The sequence below is a fragment of the Herbiconiux sp. genome (assembly GCF_023264895.1).
In the GTDB taxonomy this organism is placed as follows: Bacteria; Actinomycetota; Actinomycetes; order Actinomycetales; family Microbacteriaceae; genus Herbiconiux.
Genome location: NZ_JAHFUY010000031.1, coordinates 19265 through 41497 on the forward strand (window position 1 = coordinate 19265; position 22233 = coordinate 41497).

20 protein-coding genes and 2 riboswitches are annotated in these 22233 nt (G+C 69.0%); of the genes, 10 read left to right on the plus strand and 10 right to left on the minus strand.

The features are described from left to right. Positions 1 to 71: 71 nt before the first annotated feature. A riboswitch (FMN riboswitch) is annotated at positions 72 to 247 on the minus strand. A gap of 61 nt (positions 248 to 308) precedes the next feature. Further along, entirely contained in the window at positions 309 to 1070 is a 762-nt protein-coding gene (locus Q0D57_RS07130; protein WP_291040390.1) for a polyprenol monophosphomannose synthase, read from the minus strand. Positions 1071 to 1217: 147 nt separating this feature from the next. Here Q0D57_RS07130 and Q0D57_RS07135 point away from each other — a divergent pair, with 147 nt between their 5' ends. From Q0D57_RS07135 to Q0D57_RS07145, 3 genes are all read left to right on the plus strand, one after another. Continuing rightward, positions 1218 to 1730 carry a GtrA family protein gene (locus Q0D57_RS07135; RefSeq protein ID WP_291040392.1) on the plus strand — a complete coding sequence of 171 codons (513 nt, stop codon included), beginning with the start codon at positions 1218 to 1220 and terminating at the stop codon, positions 1728 to 1730. A gap of 32 nt (positions 1731 to 1762) precedes the next feature. After that, a riboswitch (glycine riboswitch) is annotated at positions 1763 to 1860 on the plus strand. A gap of 146 nt (positions 1861 to 2006) precedes the next feature. Beyond that, the gene (locus Q0D57_RS07140; protein ID WP_291040394.1) at positions 2007 to 3461 is read left to right on the plus strand and encodes an L-serine ammonia-lyase; all 1455 of its coding nucleotides are present in this window, start codon (positions 2007 to 2009) and stop codon (positions 3459 to 3461) included. A 64-nt stretch (positions 3462 to 3525) separates the two neighbouring features. Then, complete coding sequence (locus Q0D57_RS07145; RefSeq protein WP_291040401.1) at positions 3526 to 4650, plus strand: FUSC family protein; 1125 nt, start codon at positions 3526 to 3528, stop codon at positions 4648 to 4650. A 184-nt stretch (positions 4651 to 4834) separates the two neighbouring features. On the opposite strand, the gene trpS is transcribed toward Q0D57_RS07145, so the two are convergent. The 9 genes from trpS to Q0D57_RS07190 all read right to left on the minus strand — a co-directional run bounded on the left by trpS (position 4835) and on the right by Q0D57_RS07190 (position 13922). After that, positions 4835 to 5848: a tryptophan--tRNA ligase gene (gene trpS, locus Q0D57_RS07150; protein ID WP_291040403.1), complete on the minus strand. Its 1014-nt coding sequence runs from the start codon at positions 5846 to 5848 to the stop codon at positions 4835 to 4837. Between the two features lie 17 nt (positions 5849 to 5865). Continuing rightward, positions 5866 to 6702 carry an exodeoxyribonuclease III gene (locus tag Q0D57_RS07155; protein ID WP_291040406.1) on the minus strand — a complete coding sequence of 279 codons (837 nt, stop codon included), beginning with the start codon at positions 6700 to 6702 and terminating at the stop codon, positions 5866 to 5868. A 100-nt stretch (positions 6703 to 6802) separates the two neighbouring features. Further along, complete coding sequence (locus Q0D57_RS07160) at positions 6803 to 8017, minus strand: YihY/virulence factor BrkB family protein (RefSeq protein WP_291040408.1); 1215 nt, start codon at positions 8015 to 8017, stop codon at positions 6803 to 6805. Between the two features lie 48 nt (positions 8018 to 8065). Further along, complete coding sequence (locus Q0D57_RS07165; RefSeq protein ID WP_291040410.1) at positions 8066 to 8911, minus strand: hypothetical protein; 846 nt, start codon at positions 8909 to 8911, stop codon at positions 8066 to 8068. Positions 8912 to 9106: 195 nt separating this feature from the next. Next, a complete protein-coding gene (locus Q0D57_RS07170) occupies positions 9107 to 9877 on the minus strand; it encodes a succinate dehydrogenase iron-sulfur subunit (protein ID WP_259526050.1) in 771 nt (256 codons plus the stop codon). After that, positions 9877 to 11676: a succinate dehydrogenase flavoprotein subunit gene (gene sdhA / locus Q0D57_RS07175; protein ID WP_259526052.1), complete on the minus strand. Its 1800-nt coding sequence runs from the start codon at positions 11674 to 11676 to the stop codon at positions 9877 to 9879. Before sdhA ends, Q0D57_RS07170 begins: the two co-directional genes overlap by 1 nt. A 21-nt stretch (positions 11677 to 11697) precedes the next feature. After that, positions 11698 to 12150 carry a succinate dehydrogenase hydrophobic membrane anchor subunit gene (locus Q0D57_RS07180; protein WP_259526053.1) on the minus strand — a complete coding sequence of 151 codons (453 nt, stop codon included), beginning with the start codon at positions 12148 to 12150 and terminating at the stop codon, positions 11698 to 11700. Continuing rightward, positions 12150 to 12572, minus strand: a complete 423-nt coding sequence (gene sdhC / locus Q0D57_RS07185) for a succinate dehydrogenase, cytochrome b556 subunit (protein ID WP_291040441.1) — start codon at positions 12570 to 12572, stop codon at positions 12150 to 12152. The genes Q0D57_RS07180 and sdhC overlap by 1 nt, the downstream gene beginning before the upstream one ends. A gap of 198 nt (positions 12573 to 12770) precedes the next feature. Further along, complete coding sequence (locus tag Q0D57_RS07190) at positions 12771 to 13922, minus strand: glycosyltransferase family 1 protein (RefSeq protein WP_291040414.1); 1152 nt, start codon at positions 13920 to 13922, stop codon at positions 12771 to 12773. Positions 13923 to 14084: 162 nt separating this feature from the next. On the opposite strand from Q0D57_RS07190, the gene Q0D57_RS07195 reads away from it, so the two are divergent. From Q0D57_RS07195 to Q0D57_RS07225, 7 genes are all read left to right on the plus strand, one after another. After that, positions 14085 to 15206, plus strand: coding sequence for a mannose-1-phosphate guanylyltransferase (locus Q0D57_RS07195; RefSeq protein ID WP_291040417.1), 1122 nt, complete (start codon positions 14085 to 14087; stop codon positions 15204 to 15206). A gap of 9 nt (positions 15207 to 15215) precedes the next feature. Continuing rightward, positions 15216 to 16292 (plus strand): BMP family ABC transporter substrate-binding protein, encoded by a 1077-nt coding sequence (locus Q0D57_RS07200; protein ID WP_291040419.1) that lies wholly within the window; start codon positions 15216 to 15218, stop codon positions 16290 to 16292. Between the two features lie 168 nt (positions 16293 to 16460). Continuing rightward, the gene (locus Q0D57_RS07205) at positions 16461 to 17543 is read left to right on the plus strand and encodes a BMP family ABC transporter substrate-binding protein (protein WP_291040421.1); all 1083 of its coding nucleotides are present in this window, start codon (positions 16461 to 16463) and stop codon (positions 17541 to 17543) included. A gap of 114 nt (positions 17544 to 17657) precedes the next feature. After that, complete coding sequence (locus Q0D57_RS07210) at positions 17658 to 19187, plus strand: ABC transporter ATP-binding protein (RefSeq protein WP_291040423.1); 1530 nt, start codon at positions 17658 to 17660, stop codon at positions 19185 to 19187. Next, entirely contained in the window at positions 19184 to 20449 is a 1266-nt protein-coding gene (locus tag Q0D57_RS07215; protein WP_291040424.1) for an ABC transporter permease, read from the plus strand. The genes Q0D57_RS07210 and Q0D57_RS07215 overlap by 4 nt, the downstream gene beginning before the upstream one ends. A gap of 98 nt (positions 20450 to 20547) precedes the next feature. Then, on the plus strand, positions 20548 to 21774 hold the full coding sequence (locus Q0D57_RS07220; protein WP_291040444.1) for an ABC transporter permease: 1227 nt from the start codon (positions 20548 to 20550) through the stop codon (positions 21772 to 21774). Positions 21775 to 21776: 2 nt separating this feature from the next. Then, entirely contained in the window at positions 21777 to 22208 is a 432-nt protein-coding gene (locus tag Q0D57_RS07225) for a cytidine deaminase (protein ID WP_291040446.1), read from the plus strand. Positions 22209 to 22233 lie beyond the last annotated feature (25 nt).

Genomic DNA, 22233 nt, shown 5'->3' on the forward strand with positions numbered 1-22233 from the left:
CGGGTTCCTCGTCGTCGGACGAGCCCCGGGGGTGCGCTGAAGCGCTGACGGCTCCGCCCTCGGCAGAACCGCCCGTGCGCCTCTCATCCGGACTGAGGGAGGCCTGGGCCTCGCCAATACCGTCGGTTCTGGAATTGCACCAGATCAGCCTTCGTCTCGATCCGCACCGCCTGGGCGGTGCTTCTCTCGTCTCTGGCTCGCGGACTTTCACCGCCGGTTCAGAATCTCACTGACCCCGGAGCACGTATCGAATATCGTACACCTCAACATCCGGGCGCTATTTCTATTCCCGGGGCCGGGGGCGCGCGTCAGCGCGGGACGCCGCCCGCGGCCGGCAGCGCCAGCCGGTCGGGCGCGCGGCCGACCATGCTCGACAGTCCCCAGCCGGTGACCTTGGCGAGCGCCTCCACCACGATGCCGGTCGACATCTTCGAGGCGCCCTCGGCGCGCTCGACGAAGGTGATCGGGAACTCGCCGATCTGGGCGCCGCTGCGTTCGAAGAGCCACGCCATCTCGATCTGGAAGCAGTAGCCCTGCGAGTTGACCGTGGTGAGGTCGATGGTGCGGAGCGAGTCGGCCCGGAAGCCGCGGTAGCCGCTCGTGAGGTCGTGCAGCCTCGACTGCAGCAGCACGCGCGCGTACGCCGTTCCGGTGCGCGAGATGAACTTGCGGTAGGCGGGCCAGTTCACGATCACGCCACCCGGGATCCACCTCGTGCCGATCGCGAGGTCGTTGCCGGCCTCGAGCAGGGCGATCAGGCGGGGGAGCTCTTCGGGCTGGTGCGAGCCGTCGGCGTCCATCTCCACCACGAAGTCGTAGTCGCGGGCGAGGGCCCAACGGAAGCCGGCGCCGTAGGCGGCACCAAGGCCGTTCTTCTCCGTGCGGTGCAGCACCTGCACCCGGTCGTCGGCTGCAGCCAGGCGATCGGCGAGATCGCCGGTGCCGTCGGGGGAGCCGTCGTCGACCACGAGCACGTGGGCGGTGGGCTCCGTCGCGAGTACGCGCTCGATGACGCCCGCGATCGAACCGATCTCGTTGTAGGTCGGTATCACGACCACGGTCTTCGCCACGTGCTCCTCGTTCGATCAGGTCTGCTGTCTCCGCTCGAAAGCGTACTGACTACTCCCGTTCATTCTCGCCCGTTACGCTCAGCATTGACCTGGAAGATACGAAATGTTCGCTTCCTCTCTCTCTGTGCAGAAACGGCAGACCCTTACATGAGCAGTGCCCCGGCTCCCCGGTCGCGGTGGCGTGTCCTCTTCTCCGAGTTCATCAGGTTCGGCCTGGTGGGCGGCGTCGGCTTCGTGGTCGACGTGGGAGTGTTCAACCTCCTCCGACTCACGGTGATGAGTCCCGAGAACATGCACGAGGGGCCGGTGGTGGCCAAGCTCATCTCGACGGCGCTCGCCATCGTGGTGAACTGGCTCGGCAACCGGTTCTGGACCTTCCGCGAGCGCCGGCGGCACGACGTGCTCCGCGAGAGCCTCGAGTTCTTCGCGGTGAGCATCGCGGGCATGGGGATCGGGCTCGCCTGCCTGTGGTTCTCGCACTACGTGCTGGGCTTCACGTCCCTGCTCGCCGACAACATCGCCGGCAACGTCATCGGGCTGGCGCTCGGGGCGGCGTTCCGCTTCGTGCTGTACCGCGTGTGGGTGTTCGGCGACAAGCGCAAGCACAGCCGCAGCGCCGTCGAGATCGAGACCATGGGCAAGGCGTCACCGATCTCGTAGACTGACCGGCACGCACATCTGAACACGCCGTGACATCTGCGGCGGGAGAGTCCGGCCGCAGCCAGCGGCCGGCGCCGTAGGAGCAATCCCTCTCCGGGAAACTCTCAGGCCCCCGCACCGCCGCAGCGAGGCGACTCTGGAGAGCGAGGCACCGTCGCCACCCGCGCCGGCCGTCTCCACCGACGGGGCAAGCGGCCGAACGCCGCGGAATCTCTCAGGTACCACGACAGAGCGGAGAGGACTCGAGCGGCGCCTGCGCGCCGGAGACGGAGTCCCATGACGCTCAGCACCTTCGACCTCTTCTCGGTGGGGATCGGGCCGTCGTCGTCGCACACCGTGGGCCCCATGCGGGCGGCGTCCGCCTTCGCGTCCCTCCTCGCCGACGCCGGGCAGCTGCCGTCGGTCGCCTCCGTGCGCGTCGACCTCTACGGATCGCTTGCCGCGACCGGCCGCGGGCACGGCACGTTCGGCGCGGTGCTGCTGGGGCTCGAGGGGCACCGGCCCGAGGAGATCCTGCCCGAGACGGTGGAGGCGAGGCGCTCGGCCATCGCGGCGTCCGGATGCGTGCTGCTGGGCGGAGAGCGCCGGATCCCGCTCCGGGAGGACGACCTCGTGCTGCATCCGCTCACAGTGCTGCCCCGGCACAGCAACGGGCTTCGGTTCTCGGCGGTCGCCGCCGACGGCGGGGTGCTGGCCTCGGAGACGTACTACTCCGTGGGCGGCGGGTTCGTGGAGCGGGAGGGCGACGGGGGCGGTGGGGTGGCGGATTCCGGTGGTGGTGGTGGTGGTGCTGGCGGTTCTGATGGTGCCGGTGGTGGTCGCGTCGGTGCCGTGCCGCTCCCGTTCCGCACCGCCGCGGAGCTGCTGGGGCACTGCGCGGCATCGGGGCTCTCGGTCGCCGACGTGATGCTCCGCAACGAGGTCGTCGTGTCGAGCTGCGACGAGGCCGAGGTGCACCGTCGCCTCCTCGCCATCCGGGATGTGATGGATGAGTGCGTGGCGACGAGCCTCGGCCGCACCGGGCTGCTCCCGGGCGGGCTGTCGGTGCGGCGACGGGCCCCCGAGTGGCGGGCACGGCTCGAGTCGGCCGATCCGCTCGGTGCACCGGAGTACTGGCAGGAGTGGGTGAACCTCGTGGCGCTCGCCGTGAACGAGGAGAACGCCTCGGGCGGGCGGGTGGTGACCGCGCCCACGAACGGGGCCGCGGGCATCGTGCCCGCGGTGCTGCACTACGCGCGGCACTACCTGCGGCCCGGCGAGGGCGGGGTCGCGGGAGCGGCGCTCGGCGAGGACGACGTGTGCGTGCGGTTCCTGCTCGCGGCGGCCGCGGTGGGGGTGCTCTACAAGGAGCAGGCGTCGATCTCGGGGGCCGAGGTGGGGTGCCAGGGCGAGGTGGGCTCGGCGTCGTCGATGGCGGCGGCGGGGCTCGCCGAGGTGATGGGAGGTACACCCGCCCAGGTGGAGAACGCCGCCGAGATCGCGATGGAGCACAACCTCGGCCTGACCTGCGATCCGATCGGCGGTCTCGTGCAGATCCCGTGCATCGAGCGCAACGCGCTCGCCGCCGCGAAGGCCATCAACGCCGCGCGGATGGCGCTGTGGGGCGACGGCAGCCACCACGTGAGCCTCGACCAGGTGATCGCGACGATGCGCGAGACCGGGCGGGACATGAACTCGAAGTACAAGGAGACCTCACTCGGCGGGCTCGCCGTCAACGTGGTGGAGTGCTGAGGGGTGGAGTGCTGAGGGGTGGAGTGCTGAGTGGTGGCGTGCTGAGCGGGGATACGGTGGACGGGTGACCAGCCACGCCGCGAGCTCCGAGGGTAAGCCGGGTGCCGGCGCGCGCCTCGCCGCGGCGCTCCGCCGCACGCTCGCACCGGCCCGGGCGTTCCAGACCGCTCGCACGCCCCTGCTGCAGGTGCTGAAGACCGCGGCGGCCGCCGTGCTCGCCTGGATCGTGTGCTCGTTCGTGGCGCCGGGACAGGTGCCGGTCTTCGGTGCGATCGCCGCGATCATCGTGGTGCAGCCGAGCGTCAACCAGTCGCTGAGCCGCGGCATCGAGCGCTCCATCGGCGTGATCGTGGGCGTGGTGGTGGCGTATCTCTCGGCGCTCGTGCTCGGATCCGCCGGCTGGGTCATCCTCGTCGCCATCGCCGTGTCACTGCTCGTGGGCTGGGCGCTGCGGTTCCCGCAGTCCTCCACGGTGCAGATCCCGATCAGCGCCATGCTCGTGCTGGCGCTCGGGGCGCAGACCCCCGACTACGCGGTCGCCCGGATCATCGAGACCGTGCTGGGGGCGCTGATCGGCATCTTCATCAACTGGCTGATCGTGCCGCCCATCGCCCTGCAGCCCGCGCAGGAGGCGATCGCGGCGCTCGGGCGCGAGGTCGCGGCCACCATGGACGGCCTCGCCGCCGTGCTGAGCCGGCCCACGGATGAGGCCTACCGCTCGGGGCTGCTCGTGGAGGCACGGCTGCTCCGGCCCATGCAGGCGAAGGCCGACGCGGCCATCACCGCGGCGGTCGAGAGTCTCCGCTTCAATCCGCGGCGCTCGAACCACCGCGAGCAGATCAACTCCGACCGGGAGCTGCTCGCGATGCTCGTGATCGTGGTGACCCGCGTGCTCGGCATGGCCCGGGCGCTCAACGACCGCTTCGACGACACGCTGCACCGCGAGCCGACGGCGCGGGCCATCGGCGAGGAGCTCCGGCGGGCCGCCCATGACCTGCGGCTCGTGATGCAGCACTCGAACCTGCCGGTCGACGAGGAGGAGTCGCTCGGCGAGGACGAGCTCACCCTCACCGCGCCGCTGCAGACGATCGCCCCCGACCCGACCCACTGGATCCTGATCGGCTCGCTCCTGGAGGACCTCCGCCGAGTCCGCGAGGAGATCGTAGGAGCCTCGACCGACCTCCGCTGACCCCCCACCCGCCGCGTCCCCGCCCCTCCCACCCGCCGCGACTTGACACAAGATGTGCCAAGTCGGCGCTTTTAGGCGCAACTACTGTCAAGTCGGGGAACTCGGGGTGGGGCGCACCTGGGGTCGCGTGAGTGCCTGCGGTGCACCTGGGGCCGAGCGAACGTGGCGGGGCGGGCGGGCGGCGTCAGCGGTGGCGGGGGAGGAGGCCGACGCGGTCGTAGACCGTGGCGAGGGTCTTCTCCGCCACCTCGTTCGCACGATCGGCGTTCACCGCGAGCAGCCGGTCGAGCTCGGCCGGGTCATCCAGCAGTTCGAGGGTGCGGGCACGGATCGGGCCGAGCGTCTCGGCGATCACCTCGGCCAGCGCCTTCTTGAGCGTGCCGTAGCCGCCGCCCGCGAACTCGGCCACGACGTCGTCGACGCTCCGCCCCGAGAGCATGGAGAAGACCGTGAGCAGGTTGGCCAGCCCCGGCTTGGCCTCGCGGTCGAAGCGCACCTCGCCGTCGGCATCCGTGACCGCGCGCGTGATCTTCTTCGCGCTCACCGCGGGCTCGTCGAGCAGCCACACGATGCCGGCCGCCGACTCCGACGACTTCGACATCTTCGCCGTCGGGTTCTGCAGGTCGAAGATCTTGGCCGTCTCCTTGAGGATGTACGGCCGCGGGATGCGGAACGTCTCGCCGAAGCGGGAGTTGAAACGGTTCGCGAGGTCGCGGGTGAGCTCGATGTGCTGGCGCTGATCCTCACCCACCGGCACCTCGTGCGGCTGGTAGAGCAGGATGTCGGCGGCCTGCAGGATGGGGTAGGTGAACAGCCCCACCGAGGCGGCCTCCTGGCCCTGCTTCGCCGACTTGTCCTTGAACTGCGTCATGCGCGCGGCTTCACCGAATCCGGTGAGGGTGTTGAGCACCCAGGCCAGCTCGGCGTGGGCGGGCACGTGCGACTGCACGAACAGCGTGGAGGCCGACGGGTCGATGCCGGCAGCGATGTACTGCGCAGCGGTGCGGCGGGTGTTGGCGCGAAGGGCCTCCGGATCCTGCGGAACCGTGATGGCGTGCAGGTCGGCCAGGAAGAAGAAGGCGTCGTGGCTCTGCTGCAGCTCCTTCCAGCTGAGCAGGGCGCCGATGTAGTTGCCGAGGTGCAGGGAGTCGGCGGAGGGCTGCATGCCCGACAGCAGGCGGGGCTTCGGTTCGTTCATGGGGTGCGGTTCCTGGTTCAGAGTGCGTAGTCGACGACGACGGGGGCGTGATCGCTCCACCTGGTGTCCCACGCATCGGCCTTGTCGATGGTGTACGAGGTGGCGGTGGCGGCGAGTTCGGAGGTGGCGAGCTGGTAGTCGATGCGCCAGCCCGTGTCGGTGTCGAAGGCCTTGCCTCGCTGCGACCACCACGTGTACGGGCCCTCCACCTCGCCGGCGAAGCGGCGGCCGAGGTCGACCCAGCCGAGTCCGGCGCCGGCGTTGTAACCCTCGTCGCCTTCAGCACCCACGATCCTGTCGAAGTAGGCGCGCTCCTCGGGGAGGAAGCCGGCCTTCTTCTGGTTGCCCTTCCAGTTCTTGATGTCGAGGGTGCGGTGGCCGACGTTGAGGTCGCCCACCACGAGCGCGAGCGGGCTGTGGGCGTGCATGGCGGGAAGGCGCTCGAGCATCGCGTCGAGGAACTTCATCTTCTCGACCTGCTTGGGCGTGCCGACCTCACCCGAGTGCACGTAGGCCGACACCACGGTGACCACCTGACCCTCCCACTCGTAGTCGGCCTCGAGCCAGCGGCCGGCGCTGTCGAACTCGTCAGGGCCGAGCACCACTCGGTGGATCGATGCGGCGTCGCGGCTCGCGATGGCCACACCGGCGCGGCCCTTGGCGGTGGCGGGGTCGTGCAGGATGTTCCACTCGGGGCCGAGCAGGTTCTCCAGATCCTCCGTGGCGGCGCGCACCTCCTGCATCGCCAGGATGTCGACGTCGCGCTTCTCCAGCCACTCGCCCATGCCCTTCCGGAAGGCGGCACGGACGCCGTTGACGTTGACGGATGCGACTCTGAGGGGCTTGCGGGGCATACGCCAAGCTTACCGGCGGCCACCGACGCCCATCCGTCGCGAGGGCCGCTGCCCACTGCCCCGGCCGCTGCCCGTCGCGACTGTCGGTAGCGACGACCCCTCAGCGCTTCTTGGAGAGCTCCACCTTCTCGGCCCGGTCGAGGTCGTCGAGCTTCTCGAGCTTCTTGCGGAGCCGCCGGCGCTGCAGGCCGCTCGTCTTCGCCATCTGCTCCTGCAGGCGCTCCCGCTCGGCCGAGACCAGCACGTCCCTCGCCTCCGCCACCCGGCGCTCCCGCTCGTTCTCGATCTCCTCGGGGCTGAGCGAGCGCGGGTCGATCCCGGCGTCGTCCATGCCCACCGCGATCCAGGTCGCCGAGATCAGGATCACCCGGCAGACGAGGTTGAGGAAGATCATGATTCCGATGATCACCGCGAACGACGCGAGCAGCGGGTTCGAGGTCGCTCCGCCGAGAAGCTGCGTGCCGAGGATCTTCAGCACGCCGAGCGCGGCACCGCCGATGGCGGCACCGGCGAACAGGCGCTTCCTCGGGATCTTGACGCCCGAGAGCACCCGGAAGGCGCCCGCCAGCACGAGCGAGTCGAACACGAACACCACGAGCACACCCACGAGCCAGGCCACGAACAGGGCGAAGGTCGAGCGGGTGTCGATCCCGAGCAGCCCGAAGGCGAAGGAGAGCCCCTGGTTGCTCACGAGGCTCACGACCGCCGACAGCACGATGGCCACGCCGAACGCGAGGGCGAGACCGAAGTCCTTCAGCTTGAGCAGGATGAACAGGGTCTTCGGCGGTTCGAGCACGAACAGGCGCCGGATGCTGTCGCGCGTCGACGCGAGCCAGCCGATCGCGGTCATGATCAACCCGACGAGCGCGATGGCGCCGGTCCAGCCGAAGATCCTGGCCTCCATCAGGGCATCCGGATCGATCGCACCGCCCTCCCCGATGAGGCCCGGGATGGCGTTGCCGAGCTGCGCCACGATCGAGTCGAGCAGCGCCGGGTTGCCGGCGAGCACGATCCCGAAGATGGAGAAGCCCACCCAGATGCCCGCGAAGATGGCGAAGACGGCCTGGAACGACATCCCGGAGGCCATGATCTCGCCGCCGCTCGCGCCGAACCGCAGGAACACCCGCACAGGCTTGAGCTCCATGACCCAGGCGATCAGCTTCGCGATGCCGGTGGGCGGCTTCTCGGGCCCGTCGTCCTTCTTCTCCACCTCGATCGCCGGCGGCGCGCCGGCCGCGACCTTCGTGGTGGCCCTGTCGTCGTCGACCGCCGTGTTCCCGCTGCCGGAGCCCGACTTGCCACGCACCTCGCTCATGCTCCCACCCTGTCACGGACGCCCCCATCCCGCCCGCCCGGATGGACCTCACGACGCGGCCAGCGACGCTCGCACAGCGGCGAGGCACTCCGGCCACCTGAACAGCGTCTGCGCGTAGCTGAAGTGGAGCACACGCAGCCGGTGGGTGGCGAGCTCCGCAGCCCGCCGTCGATCCCGCTCGAACGCTGCAGCGTCGTCGTGGTGGGCCCGGCCGTCGATCTCGATCGCGACCCCGGGCAGCATGAGGTCGACCCGCCAGCGACCGACCGCGACTTGAGGGAGCGGCCTCAGCCCCGCATCCTCCAGCCGGATCCGCGCCACTGATTCCGCCCCTGACTCGGCTCGCGGATCCGCCCTCGAGAGCCAGGCCGCGAGCCTGCGACTGCGCCTGAAGGCATGCTCGAGCTCCCAGACGGTGGCCTTGCCGAGCCGCAGCACCGAGTCGATCGTGGCGATGCCGAACGCCGGGTCGAGGTCGGAGGGAAGGTGTCGAAGCGCCTCGCCCGGCGAGACCAGGTGGCCCGCGGTGCTCCCGCGTCGCGGTGCCGCGTCGAGCCAATGCAGCGCCACATCGGGTCGCGGACGGAAGGGCTCGCCGGTGTCGGGATCGCGAAGATCGTGGGCGTTGCGGGCGACGACTACGTGCAGCCTCGTGTCACAGGGAGGCTGCCACACCATGTGCACGCGCAGGGCCGAGAACGAGGTCAGCCTGCCGCCCAGGCGCACGGCGCGGACGACGTCGCGCGGCGCATCCGGTGTCGCGAAGTGGCCGCGGCGTACGCGCAGCAGCTGCCGCTCGGCGACGAGCCGCCGCACGAGACCCTCGGTGAGCCCGACGCGGCGCAGAGTGGCGCTCGAGCTGACGGCAGGGAGGGCGGCGAGCAGGGAGTCCATGCATCAGAGACTGCTGCCTGCAGACGGCAGCGGGGCCCCGGGACGCAGATCTGGGGACGAGCACGCCTTTGCAGACGTAGGTGCAGGAGTCGACAGCGGAGGAAGAAGCGCCCCGCACGCAGAAACGGAGGAACCTCAGGCCCGAACAGCCTGAGGTTCCTCCGTTGTCGACCCCGCAGAGCAAGCCCGCAGTGGCTACGGCTTGCCGCGCATGATCGCCTGCTTGACCTCGGCGATGGCCTGGGTCACCTGGATGCCGCGGGGGCAGGCATCCGTGCAGTTGAAGGTCGTGCGGCAGCGCCAGACGCCCTCCTTGTCGTTCAGGATGTCGAGGCGGGTCGAGGCCGCCTCGTCACGGGAGTCGAAGATGAAGCGGTGCGCGTTCACGATCGCGGCGGGCCCGAAGTACTGCCCGTCGGTCCAGAACACGGGGCACGACGAGGTGCACGCGGCGCAGAGGATGCACTTGGTGGTGTCGTCGAAGCGGGCGCGGTCGGCGACCGACTGGATGCGCTCCTTGTCCTTCGGCGGCGCCGTGTTGGACTGGAGGAACGGCTGCACCTCGCGGAACGACTCGAAGAACGGGTCCATGTCGACGATGAGGTCCTTCTCCAGCGGCAGGCCCTTGATGGCCTCCACGTAGATGGGCTTCGTGATGTCGAGGTCCTTGATGAGCGTCTTGCAGGCCAGGCGGTTGCGGCCGTTGATGCGCATCGCATCCGAGCCGCAGATGCCGTGGGCGCACGAGCGGCGGAAGGTCAGCGACCCGTCCTGCTCCCACTTGATCTTGTGCAGCGCGTCGAGGATGCGGTCGGTCGCGAACATCTGCACGTCGAAGTCCTGCCATCTCGGCTCGGAGTCCACGTCCGGGTCGAATCGGCGGATGATCAGCGTCACGGTGAACGCCTCGATGGGGGCTTCGGGAGCCGGGCCGCCCGCGGGGGCCTCGTCAACGACCAGGGTCATCAGTACTTCCTCTCCATCGGCTGGTAGCGCGTGATCACGACGGGCTTCCAGTCGAGCCGGATGTGATCGGCGGCGTCGCTCGAGTGAGGGTCACCCGAGAGGTACGCCATGGTGTGCTTCATGTACTTGTCGTCGTCGCGCTTCGGGAAGTCGTCGCGCATGTGACCGCCGCGCGACTCCTGACGGTTGCGCGCCGAGAAGACGACGACCTCGGCGAGGTCGAGCAGGAAGCCGAGCTCGATCGCCTCGAGCAGGTCGGTGTTGAACCGCTTGCCCTTGTCCTGCACCTGGATGTTGCGGTAGCGGTTGCGGAGGCCGTGGATGGTCTCGGTGACCCGGGCCAGCGACTCGTCGGTGCGGAACACCTGGGCGTTCTTGTCCATCTCGTCCTGCAGCTCCTTGCGGATCGCGGAGATGCGCTCGGTGCCGGTGCCTGCCCGCAGCGACGCCACGAGCGACACGATGGCGCCCGCGGGGTCGGGAGGCAGCGGCGTGAAGTCGACGGTCTGCACGTACTCGGCGGCGTTGTTGCCGCTGCGCTTGCCGAACACGTTGATGTCGAGCAGCGAGTTGGTGCCGAGACGGTTGGAGCCGTGCACCGACACGCAGGCGCACTCGCCGGCGGCGTAGAGGCCGGGGACCACGGTGTCGTTGTCCGAGAGGACCTCGGCCTTGATGTTCGTGGGGATGCCGCCCATGGCGTAGTGCGCGGTGGGCATCACGGGAACGGGCTCGACCACCGGGTCGACGCCCAGGTAGGTGCGGGCGAATTCGGTGATGTCGGGGAGCTTGGTCTCGAGAACCTCGGCACCGAGGTGCGTGCAGTCCAGCAGCACGTAGTCCTTGTGCGGGCCGGCGCCCCGGCCCTCCGCGACCTCCTGCACCATGCACCTGGCTACGATGTCGCGGGGCGCGAGGTCTTTGATGGTGGGGGCGTAGCGCTCCATGAAGCGCTCACCGGACGCGTTCCGGAGGATGGCGCCCTCGCCTCGCGCTCCCTCGGTGAGGAGGATGCCGAGGCCGGCGAGCCCGGTGGGGTGGAACTGGAAGAACTCCATGTCCTCGAGCGGCAGGCCCTTCCGCCAGATGATGCCGACGCCGTCGCCCGTGAGGGTGTGGGCGTTCGAGGTGGTCTTGTAGATCTTGCCGAAGCCGCCGGTCGCGAAGATCACGGCCTTGGCCTGGAAGACGTGGATCTCACCGGTCTTGAGCTCGAACGCGACGACACCGGAGGGCTTGTCGACCCCGTCGACCTTCGTCATCACGAGGTCGAGCACGTAGAACTCGTTGAAGAAGTTGATGCCGAGCTTGACGCAGTTCTGGAACAGCGTCTGCAGGATCATGTGGCCGGTGCGGTCGGCCGCGTAGCAGGCGCGGCGCACGGGCGCCTTGCCGTGGTCGCGGGTGTGGCCGCCGAAGCGCCGCTGGTCGATCTTGCCCTCGGGGGTGCGGTTGAACGGCAGGCCCATGTTCTCGAGGTCGATGACCGCGTCGATGGCCTCCTTGGCGAGGATCTCCGCCGCGTCCTGGTCGACGAGGTAGTCGCCGCCCTTGACCGTGTCGAAGGTGTGCCACTCCCAGTTGTCCTCCTCGACGTTGGCGAGGGCGGCTGCCATGCCGCCCTGCGCCGCGCCGGTGTGCGACCGGGTGGGGTAGAGCTTCGAGATGACGGCGGTCTTGGCCTTGGGGCCCGCCTCGATCGCCGCGCGCATGCCGGCGCCGCCGGCGCCGACGATCACGATGTCGAACTGGTGGTAGTGGACGCCGTCGACGACGGCACCATCTTCGTATTGGGTCACGGATTCACTCACGCTCGGGTACTACTGGTTGACGGGGCAGAACGACGGCAGAAGATCGGCCGGCGAGCCCGCGGGGCACGGGTCGAAGGTGAAGACCACGAGGGTTCCCAGGGTGATCAGGGTCACGGCCGAGACCGCGATGGCGCCGAGCAGGATCTTCCGCACGAGAGGACGTGTCGAGTAGTCGTTCACGATCGTGCGCATGCCGTTGGAGCCGTGGATGAGGGCGAGCCAAAGCATCAGCGTGTCCCACACCTGCCAGAACGGGTCGCTCCACTTGCCGCCCACGAAGGCGAAGTCGATGGCCTTGATGCCGTCGCCCACCATGAGGTTCACGAAGAGGTGCCCGAAGATCAGGATGAGGAGCACGACGCCAGAGGCGCGCATGTAGATCCAGCCCCACTTCTCCCAGTTCACACCGCGGTTGCGGCGAACGGAGTGAGGGGCGCGGGGGGTCTCGATCGTCGTCGCCATCACTGACCTGCTCCCGGGAGGTGGCTGAACACATTGATGAGGTGGCGCGGGGTGAACGCCAGCATCGTGACGACCCAGACGCCGATGACGATCCAGAACATCTGGCGCTGGTACTTCGCGCCCTTCGACCACAGGTCGATCAGGATGATCCGGATGCCGTTGAACGCGTGGAACGCGATCGCACCGACCAGGGCGACTTCGCCGAGGCCCATGATCGGGTTCTGATAGGTCGAGATGACCGCGTTGTAGGCCTCCGGCGCCACCCGCACCATCGCGGTGTCGAGGATGTGGACGAGTAGGAAGAAGAAGATCGCTACGCCGGTGATGCGGTGCAGGACCCAGGACCACATGCCTTCACGGCCGCGGTACAGAGTTCCGGCGGGCCGCCTCGGCGTCATCGTTCCTGCCGAATTCTCAGGCATGAACAACCCTCCTTGGCTTAGATAGAGCTCGCCATCGCCCCCACTGCGGATGGTGAGAACCCGATGCGCGACCATGGGCAGTCTATGTCGAGTTCGGCGAACCCGCTTGTAAGGCACGCCTAACTTGTATACAGCACCGCTGGGGCACCCCTCCCGCAGAAACACAAGCCGGGAAGGCTACCGCATACGGTCTTGTATTCAGACGTGTGAGCCGACCGGAGTGCGACGGCAGGCGGCCCGGGCCGCGATCACGGCGCGGTAGTGGCCGAGCAGTTCGTCGCACACCGACGACCACGACGTGCCGATGACGGTGCGCCGCCCCGCCTCGCCCATCCGCATCCGGAGCTCGGGATCGGCGACGAGCGTGCCCACGCGCGAGGCGAAGTCGCGGTCGTCGTCCGGATCGAAGAGGTAGCCGTTCTCGCCGTGCCGCACGAGGTCGATCGGGCCTCCCGCGGCGGGGGCGATCACCGGGAGGCCGGCGGCGTGCGCTTCCTGCAGCGTCTGGCCGAAGGTCTCCTCCGTGCCGGTGTGGGCGAACACGTCGAAGCTCGCGTAGGCATCCGCCAGCTGCTCGCCCGAGAGCCTGCCGAGGTAGGTCACGGGCATGCCGCGGAGGAGCTTCCGCACCGACGCGTCGGAGGGGCCGTCGCCCACGATGGCGAGGTGGATGCCGGGGATGCCGCGGAGGGCCGCGAACCGCTCGAGGCCCTTCTCGGGCGCGATGCGGCCGACGTAGCCGACCACGACGTCGCGGCCGTTCGAGGAGAGCAGGGAGCGCAGCGCCGCCGCCGCCGGGCGGGTGCGGTGGTTCGGGTGGTAGCGGTCGAGATCGACGCCGCGGCCCCACAGCTCGATCCGCTGCACGCCGGCGCCCTCGAGGTCGTTCCGCGAGGAGGTCGAGGGGGCGAGGGTGCGGTCCGCGCCGTCGTGGATCCAGCGCACGAAGCGCCAGGCGAGCTTCGAGGCCGAGCCGAGGCGGTTGCGGCGGGCGTAGCCCGCGACATCCGTCTGGAAGATCGCGACCGACGGGATGTCCAGACGGTTGGCGGCCGCGATGGCCTGCGCGCCGAGGAGGAAGGGGGAGGCCGCGTGCACGACATCGGGGCGGAAGCGCCCGATCAGTCGCGCCAGCTGCGCGTTCGGGATGCCCACCGGGAACTGGCGGTAGGCCACCGCGGGAACCTGGTGCACCGGGAAGCCCCGGTAGTGCGAGGGCGAGCCCGCGGCCGGGCAGATCACCATCGCCTCGTGGCCGTTGTCGGCGAGGTGGTCGAGCACCTTGCAGACACTGCCGGTGACTCCGTTGACGGTCGGTAGGAAACTCTCACTGACGATGGCAACACGCATGAAGCGCCTCCGGTGTGGGTGCGACCCTGTCGGCTCGGGCTGAGCCCGGTCACGGCTCCACCGTAGGAAGCACGGGTGCCCGGAGGGTGCACGGCGGGTGACGGGAGGGTTCTCGGCGGGCGAACGTCAGGGGGTTCAGACCCTCTGTATAGGCTGTGCCCCATGAAGACCACCCCCTCCGCGCTCGGCCGTCTCTACAGCGTCATCCCGGCGGGTGGGGTCGGATCGCGACTGTGGCCGCTCTCCCGGGCCGATGCCCCGAAGTTCCTGCACGACCTGAGCGGCTCGGGCCAGAGCCTGCTGCGCGACACCTGGGAGCGCCTCGCCCCGCTCTCCGGCGAGCAGCGGATCATGGTGGTCACCGGCCGCGCGCACCGCGCCGCCGTGGAGGAGCAGCTGCCGCACCTCGCCGACCTCAACGTCGTGCTGGAGTCGGAACCGCGCGACTCGACCGCCGCCATCGCGCTCGCCGCCGCCATCCTCGAACGCCGCGAGCCCGGGGTCATCATCGGCTCGTTCGCCGCCGACCACGTCATCGCCAACCCCGAGCGCTTCCGCTCCGCCGTGATGCAGGCCGTCGCCGTGGCCGACGAGGGCTACATCGCCACGATCGGCATCACGCCCACCGACCCCGCCGTGGGCTTCGGCTACATCCGCTGCGCCGAGCCGCTCACGATCGAGGGTGCGGCCGACGCGCTGCGCGTCGACAACTTCGTGGAGAAGCCGGACCTGGCGACGGCGCGCGACTACCTCACGGCCGGCAACTACCTCTGGAACGCGGGCATGTTCATCTCCCGCGCCGACCGCCTGCTCGAGCAGCTCGGCGCCTCAGAGCCCGAGCTGCTGGCCGGCGTGCTCGAGCTCGCCGAGGCCTGGGACACCCCGAAGCGCGGCGAGGTCGTCGACAAGGTGTGGCCCACGCTCAAGAAGATCGCCATCGACTACTCCGTCGCCGAGCCGGCCGCGGCCGCCGGCATCCTCGCCGTCATCCCGGGTGACTTCGACTGGGACGACGTGGGCGACTTCGCCTCCATCGCCAAGCTGCACAGCTCCGGCCGCGGCACCGATCTCGCCATCCTGGGCAAGAACGCGCGGGTTCTGGCCGACTCCTCCACCGGGATCGTCGTGTCGCACTCCAAGCGCGTGATCAGCCTCATCGGGGTCACCGACATCGTCGTGGTCGACACCCCGGATGCGCTCCTGGTCACGACCAGCGAGCACGCTCAGCGGGTCAAGTCGGTCGTCGACGCACTGCGTGCAGGCGGATCCGGAGATGTTCTCTAGAATTCGAGGATGAGAAGACGCATCCTCACTGCCGGGATCCTGTCCGGGGCCGTGGCCCTCGTGCTGGCGGGATGCGCTCCCGCTCCGTCGTCCGGGGGTGGCGGGTCGACCGCCGGGCCCGAGGCGGGCGGCGACTACTGCGCGCGGATGGTGACGAACTCAGGTGGGCTCGAGGACCGATCCTTCAACCAGTCCAGCTGGGCGGGGCTGCAGGAGGCCCAGGAGGAGTTCGGGATCGACGCGCAGGTGCTCGTCTCGACCGGCGAGACGGATCTCGCCCCCAACGTCACGCAGGCCGTCGACAGCGGGTGCACGTTCGTGCTCACCGTCGGCTACGAGCTCGCCGACGCCACCCTCGAGGAGGCCGGCAACTTCCCGGACACCCACTTCGCGATCGTCGACGAGACGGTCGACGCCCCCAACGTCAAGCCGATCGTCTTCGACACCGCGCAGGCCTCGTACCTCGCGGGCTACCTCGCCGCCGGCGTCTCCAAGACCGGCGTCGTGGCGACCTTCGGCGGCGGCAACCAGCCTCCCGTCACCCTGTTCATGGACGGCTTCGTCGACGGCGTCGCGAAGTACAACGAGGTGCACGGCACCCAGGTGCGCGCCCTCGGCTGGGACAAGGCGGCCCAGGACGGCGTGTTCACGGGCGACTTCGAGGACATCAACAAGGGCAAGACCGTCACCCAGGGCTTCCTCGACCAGGGCGCCGACGTCATCCTGCCCGTCGCCGGCCAGGTGGGGGAGGGCGCGGCCTCCGCGGTGCTCGAATCCGGATCGGCGTCGCTCATCTGGGTCGACAACGACGGCTACGAGACGCTGCCGGCCGAGTACCGCCCCATCGTGCTCACGAGCGTGCTGAAGAACACCGGCGACGCCGTGGTGCAGATCGTCGGCGACGACATCGACGGCGAGTTCTCGGCCGACCCCTTCATCGGCACCCTCGAGAACGAGGGCGTGGCGCTCGCACCCTTCCACGACCTCGAGGCCTCGGTGCCCGAGGAGCTCCGCGCCGAGATCGACGCCCTCCAGGCCGAGATCGTGGCGGGAACCGTCGTCGTGGACTCGCCGAGCGCTCCCTGACGTTTCATGTTCATGCGGTGGACATTTCGCGCAGATTACGACGTGATCGCTTCTTTGTAACGCTTGTGCGCCTGAGACCGATCACCCCTGTCCTGGGGCGTCACATTTAGTAACGTTGCTCCCACACAGCCCCTGCGCACCTTGCAGGGCAGCATCTTGGAGGACATCTTGAGCATCAACCTTCGCCGGGCCAGCGTGGCCGGCTTCGCCACCCTGGGTGTGGCAGCTCTTCTGGCCGGATGCGCGTCCGCGCCGTCGGACACCGCATCCACGAGCGGCGGAGAGGCCGCGAGCGACTTCATCCCCTGCATGGTCTCCGACTCGGGCGGATTCGACGACAAGTCGTTCAACCAGGCCGGCTTCGAGGGCCTCACCGAGGCCGCGGACGCGCTCGGCGTCGAGCCCGTCACGGTCGAGTCGGCTGCTGAGACCGACTTCGAGCCCAACATCGACAACCTGGTCTCGCAGAACTGCAACCTGATCATCTCGGTCGGCTTCCTCCTCGCCGACGCCACCAAGTCCGCCGCCGAGGCGAACCCCGACGTGAACTTCTCGATCATCGACGACTCGTCGATCGAGGCCGACAACGTCAAGCCGATCGTCTTCGACACCGCTCAGGCCGCGTTCCTGGCCGGCTACGCCGCGGCGAGCTACAGCAAGACGGGCACCGTGGGCACCTACGGCGGCATCCAGATCCCGTCGGTCACCATCTTCATGGACGGCTTCGTCGACGGCGTGAGCTACTACAACGAGCAGAAGGGCACCGACGTCAAGGCCATCGGCTGGGACGTCGCCGCTCAGACGGGTCAGTTCACGGGTGGCTTCGCCGCCGGTGTCGAGGCCAAGACCGTCGCGCAGGGCCTCATCGACCAGGGTGCCGACGTCATCCTCCCCGTCGGTGGACCGATCTTCCTCTCCGCCGGCGAGGCGATCCGCGACTCCGGCAAGGAGATCGCCCTCGTGGGCGTCGACTCCGACAACTACGAGACCGCTCCCGACCTCGCCGACCTCTTCCTCACCTCGGTGATGAAGGGCGTGGCCGCCGGTGTGGTCGACGTGGTCGACACCTCCGCCGCCGGTGACTTCGACGCCACCCCGTTCGTGGGCACGCTCGAGAACGACGGCGTGGGCATCGCCCCGTTCCACGACTTCGAGGACAAGGTCTCGCCCGACCTGCAGGCGGAGCTCGACACGATCAGCGAGGGCATCATCTCCGGTGACATCACGGTCGAGTCGCCCTCGACCCCGTAAGGAATCCGCGTCCTGAACGCGACATCGGTCGGGGGGACCAGCGCTGCTGGTTCCCCCGACCTCTTCTTTGGCGGACACCACGGCCCCCCTCCGGGGAGTAGGTAGATTGACTCCATGAAACTCGAACTGCGGGGCATCACGAAGCGATTCGGTGCCCTCACCGCGAACGACCACATCGACCTCACGGTCGAGCCGGGCGAGATCCACTGCCTTCTCGGTGAGAACGGCGCGGGTAAGTCCACCCTCATGAACGTGCTCTACGGCCTCTACCAGGCCGACGAAGGCGAGATCGTGCTCGACGACGTCGTCCAGCACTTCGCTGGCCCCGGTGACGCCATGAACGCCGGCATCGGCATGGTGCACCAGCACTTCATGCTCATCCCCGTCTTCACCGTCGCCGAGAACGTGATGCTCGGTCACGAGCAGACGAAGTTCGGCGGCCGCCTCGACCTCAACGCCGCTCGCGCGAAGGTGCGCGAGATCAGCGACAGGTTCGGCTTCGACGTCGATCCGGATGCGCTGGTCGACGATCTCCCCGTGGGCGTGCAGCAGCGGGTCGAGATCATCAAGGCCCTCTCGCGCGACGCGAAGGTGCTCGTGTTCGACGAGCCCACCGCCGTGCTCACGCCGCAGGAGACCGACGAGCTGATGGCGATCATGCGCCTGCTCAAGGAAGCCGGAACCTCCATCGTCTTCATCACCCACAAGCTGCGCGAGGTGCGCGAGGTCGCCGACCGCATCACGGTCATCCGCCTCGGCAAGGTCGTGGGCGAGGCCTCGCCCACCGCGACCAACGCGGAGCTCGCCTCGCTGATGGTTGGCCGCGCGGTCGAGCTGACCGTGCAGAAGGCGCCCGCCCAGCCCGGCAAGGCCGCCCTCCAGGTCTCGAACCTCTCGGTCATCGACCCGCGCGGCCAGGTCGTGGTCAACGATGTGTCGTTCGAGGTGCGGGCGGGCGAGATCCTCGCCATCGCCGGCGTGCAGGGCAACGGCCAGACCGAGCTCACCGAGGCGCTCATGGGCCTGCAGGCGCGCGTCTCCGGCACCGTCTCGCTCGACGGCCGCTCGCTCGTGGGCATGTCGGTGCGCAAGGTGCTCGACTCCGGTGTCGGGTTCGTGCCCGAGGACCGCAAGGAGGACGGCCTGGTCGGCGAGTTCACGATCGCCGAGAACCTCATGCTCGACCGCTCGGAGGGCAAGCCCTTCGTCAAGGGCGGCAACCTGCAGCTGTCGTTCCTCAACGGCTTCGCCGAGGACAAGTCGAAGGAGTTCGACGTGCGCTCCCAGGGCATCCAGACCGCTGTCGGCCGTCTCTCCGGCGGAAACCAGCAGAAGGTCGTGCTCGCGCGCGAGCTGTCGCGGGAGCTCCGGCTGTTCGTGGCGGCGCAGCCCACCCGCGGCATCGACGTGGGATCGATCGAGTTCGTGCACAAGCGCATCGTGGCCACGCGCGACGAGGGCATCCCCGTGGTGGTCGTCTCCACCGAGCTCGACGAGGTCGTCGCGCTCGCCGATCGCATCGCCGTGATGTACCGCGGATCCATCGTGGGCATCGTTCCGGGCACCACCTCGCGCGACGTGCTGGGCCTCATGATGGCGGGCGAAGTCCCCGCCGGTATCGACGTGGAAGGAACCGCCGCGTGAGCGACACCACCCTGACCAAGCCCGCTCCGGTGGCCGAGCCGCCGTCGCGGTGGCGCAAGGCGCTGACCGAGATCACCGGCGGCAGCGTCATGATCTCGATCCTCGCCGTCGTGCTCGCGATGATCGCGGGCGGCATCCTGATCGCCCTCACCGACGAGAACGTGCAGGCGGCGGCGGGCTACTTCTTCGCCCGCCCGGCTGACACGCTCGCCGAGATCTGGAAGGCCGTCTCCGGCGCCTACGTCGCCCTCTTCCAGGGCTCGGTGTTCAACCCCAACCGGCCCGAGTTCGCGTCGCAGATCAAGCCGTTCACCGAGACCCTCGCCTTCGCCACCCCGCTCATCGCGGCCGGCCTCGGCGTGGGCCTCGCGTTCCGCGTCGGCATGTTCAACATCGGCGGCCGCGGTCAGATGCTCATCGCCGCCGCGTGCGCCGGCTGGGTGGGCTTCACGCTCGACCTGCCGTGGGGCCTGCACATGGTGCTCGCCGTGCTCGCCGGTCTCATCGGCGGCGGCATCTGGGGTGGCCTCGCCGGTCTCCTGAAAGCTCGCACGGGAGCCCACGAGGTGATCGTCACGATCATGCTCAACTACGTGGCGTTCTACCTGGTCTCCTACCTCCTGCGCACACCCGTCCTCCAGGCGCCCGGATCGAACAACCCGAAGTCGCCCCCGATCATGGACACGGCGGTGTTCCCCGATCTCCTCGGGCCGCAGTTCAACCTCAACTTCGGCTTCATCCTCGTGATCGCGGCCACGGTGTTCGTGTGGTGGCTGCTCAGCCGCTCCTCGCTCGGCTTCAAGTTCCGTGCCGTGGGCCTGAACCCGAACGCCGCCCGGGTGGCCGGCATCGACGTCAAGAACATGTACGTCTACGCCATGCTCATCTCGGGTGCGCTCGTGGGTCTCGCGGGCATCTCGCAGGTGCTCGGCCCGCTGTCGTCCGGCTTCAGCTCGGGGCTCGACGCGGGCATCGGCTTCGACGCCATCACCGTGGCGCTCCTCGGCCGCTCCAAGCCGTGGGGCATCTTCGTGGCCGGCATCCTGTTCGGAGCGTTCAAGGCCGGCGGCTTCGCGATGCAGGCCTCGCAGGGCATCCCGATTGACATCGTGCTCGTCGTGCAGTCGCTCATCGTGCTGTTCATCGCCGCCCCGCCGCTCATCCGCACCGTGTTCCGGCTGCCGGATCCGTCGAAACCCAAGAAGCCCAAGGCGCCCAAGGCGTCGGCCGCACCGACCCAGAAGGCGGTGATCGCCAAGTGAGCGAGAACGTCTCGACCAACAATCTGGCCTCCAACGCGGGGGTGCCGCCCACCGAGCACAACCACCCGGACTCGACGTCCGGCCTCACGACGGTCGTCATCAAGAGCTGGAAGGCGCCGATCGTCTTCGCCGTCTTCACCGTCATCGCGATCCTGCTGTTCGTGGTGTTCGGACGCGACGGATCGTCGACGTTCCGGCTCTCGACCGACTCCGACCTGATCCAGCTGCCCGAGGTCGTGCTGCCCACGCGCGGCACGGGCATCGTGCTCGCGATCCTGCTCGTGGCGCTCACCGTCTTCTCGGCGTGGCTCGTCTCGAAGGACCGCAAGGTGCGGCTGTGGGTCATCGCCGTCTTCGCCGTGCTGTTCCTCGTGGGATTCCTCACCTGGGCTGCGGCCGGACAGACGATCCCGGTGCCCGGGCTCCTGATCGGCACGGTCTCGCTCAGCGTTCCGCTGATCTTCGGAGCTCTCGGCGGTGTCATCTCGGAGCGCGTGGGCGTCGTGAACGTCGCGATCGAGGGGCAGCTGCTGGCCGGCGCCTTCGTGTCGGCGGTCGTGGCCTCGGTGACGGGCAACCCGTTCGTCGGCCTGATCGGCGCCGTCGTCGCCGGAGCGATCGTGTCGTTCGTGCTCGCCGCGTTCTCCATCAAGTACCTCGTCGACCAGGTCATCGTCGGCGTCGTGCTCAACGTGCTCGTCACCGGACTCACGTCGTTCCTCTACTCGCAGGTGCTCACCGAAGACCCGGGGCTGCTCAACTCGCCGCCGCGCTTCGACCGCATCCCCATCCCGCTGCTGTCCGAGATCCCGGTCATCGGGCCCACGCTGTTCCGCCAGACCATCGTGGTGTACCTCATGTACATCGCCGTGGCGCTGGTCTTCTGGGGCCTGTTCCGCACCAAGTGGGGCCTGCGCGTGCGGGCCGTGGGCGAGCATCCGCAGGCTGCGGACACCGTGGGCATCAAGGTCAACTCCACCCGGTTCTGGAACGTGTCGCTCGCCGGTGCGATCGCCGGCCTCGGTGGCGCGTACTTCACCCTCGGCTCGGTGGGAGCGTTCAACAAGGAGATGACGGCGGGCGCGGGCTTCATCGCCCTCGCGGCGGTGATCTTCGGGCGCTGGGATCCGATCAGGGCCACGCTCGCCGCTCTGCTGTTCGGCTTCGCGTCGAACCTGCAGAACGTGCTCGGCATCATCGGGTCGCCCGTGCCGTCGGAATTCATGCTCATGCTGCCGTACGTGGTCACGATCTTCGCCGTGGCGGGGCTCGTGGGGCGCGTGCGGGGCCCGGCCGCGGCCGGCAAGCCTTACGTGGGGTCGTGATCGTGACTGCTTCTGCTTCTGTCTCTTCTTCCGACTACGACTGGGATGCGCTGCGTGCCGTCGCCCTGTCGGCCATGGAGAAGGCCTACGTGCCGTACTCGAAGTTCCCGGTGGGGGTCGCCGCCATCGTCGACGACGGGCGCGTCATCTCGGGCTGCAACGTGGAGAACGCCTCCTACGGGCTCACCCTGTGCGCCGAGTGCACGCTCGTCTCGACGCTGCACATGACCGGTGGCGGCAAGCTCGTGGCCTTCACGTGCGTCGACGGCAACGGCGGCGCCCTCATGCCCTGCGGCCGCTGCCGGCAGCTGCTCTTCGAGCACTCGGCCGAAGGCATGCTGCTCGAGACGGTGTCGGGCATCAAGACGATCGACGAGGTCATCCCGGACGCCTTCGGGCCCCGCACCCTCGCCGCCTACCACAACGCCGAATAGCGCCGATCCGTCACTTTCCACGCCT

Bases quoted from the DNA above. Each gene is read 5' to 3' on its own strand.
- Q0D57_RS07140 (WP_291040394.1), top strand. From the start codon at position 2,007: ATGACGCTCAGCACCTTCGACCTCTTCTCGGTGGGGATCGGGCCGTCG.
- Q0D57_RS07180 (WP_259526053.1), bottom strand. From the start codon at position 12,150: ATGGCGACGACGATCGAGACCCCCCGCGCCCCTCACTCCGTTCGCCGC.
- Q0D57_RS07155 (WP_291040406.1), bottom strand. From the start codon at position 6,702: ATGCCCCGCAAGCCCCTCAGAGTCGCATCCGTCAACGTCAACGGCGTC.
- trpS (WP_291040403.1), bottom strand. From the start codon at position 5,848: ATGAACGAACCGAAGCCCCGCCTGCTGTCGGGCATGCAGCCCTCCGCC.
- Q0D57_RS07210 (WP_291040423.1), top strand. From the start codon at position 17,658: ATGAAACTCGAACTGCGGGGCATCACGAAGCGATTCGGTGCCCTCACC.
- Q0D57_RS07190 (WP_291040414.1), bottom strand. From the start codon at position 13,922: ATGCGTGTTGCCATCGTCAGTGAGAGTTTCCTACCGACCGTCAACGGA.
- Q0D57_RS07200 (WP_291040419.1), top strand. From the start codon at position 15,216: ATGAGAAGACGCATCCTCACTGCCGGGATCCTGTCCGGGGCCGTGGCC.
- Q0D57_RS07165 (WP_291040410.1), bottom strand. From the start codon at position 8,911: ATGGACTCCCTGCTCGCCGCCCTCCCTGCCGTCAGCTCGAGCGCCACT.
- Q0D57_RS07195 (WP_291040417.1), top strand. From the start codon at position 14,085: ATGAAGACCACCCCCTCCGCGCTCGGCCGTCTCTACAGCGTCATCCCG.
- Q0D57_RS07135 (WP_291040392.1), top strand. From the start codon at position 1,218: ATGAGCAGTGCCCCGGCTCCCCGGTCGCGGTGGCGTGTCCTCTTCTCC.
- Q0D57_RS07160 (WP_291040408.1), bottom strand. From the start codon at position 8,017: ATGAGCGAGGTGCGTGGCAAGTCGGGCTCCGGCAGCGGGAACACGGCG.
- sdhC (WP_291040441.1), bottom strand. From the start codon at position 12,572: ATGCCTGAGAATTCGGCAGGAACGATGACGCCGAGGCGGCCCGCCGGA.
- Q0D57_RS07170 (WP_259526050.1), bottom strand. From the start codon at position 9,877: ATGACCCTGGTCGTTGACGAGGCCCCCGCGGGCGGCCCGGCTCCCGAA.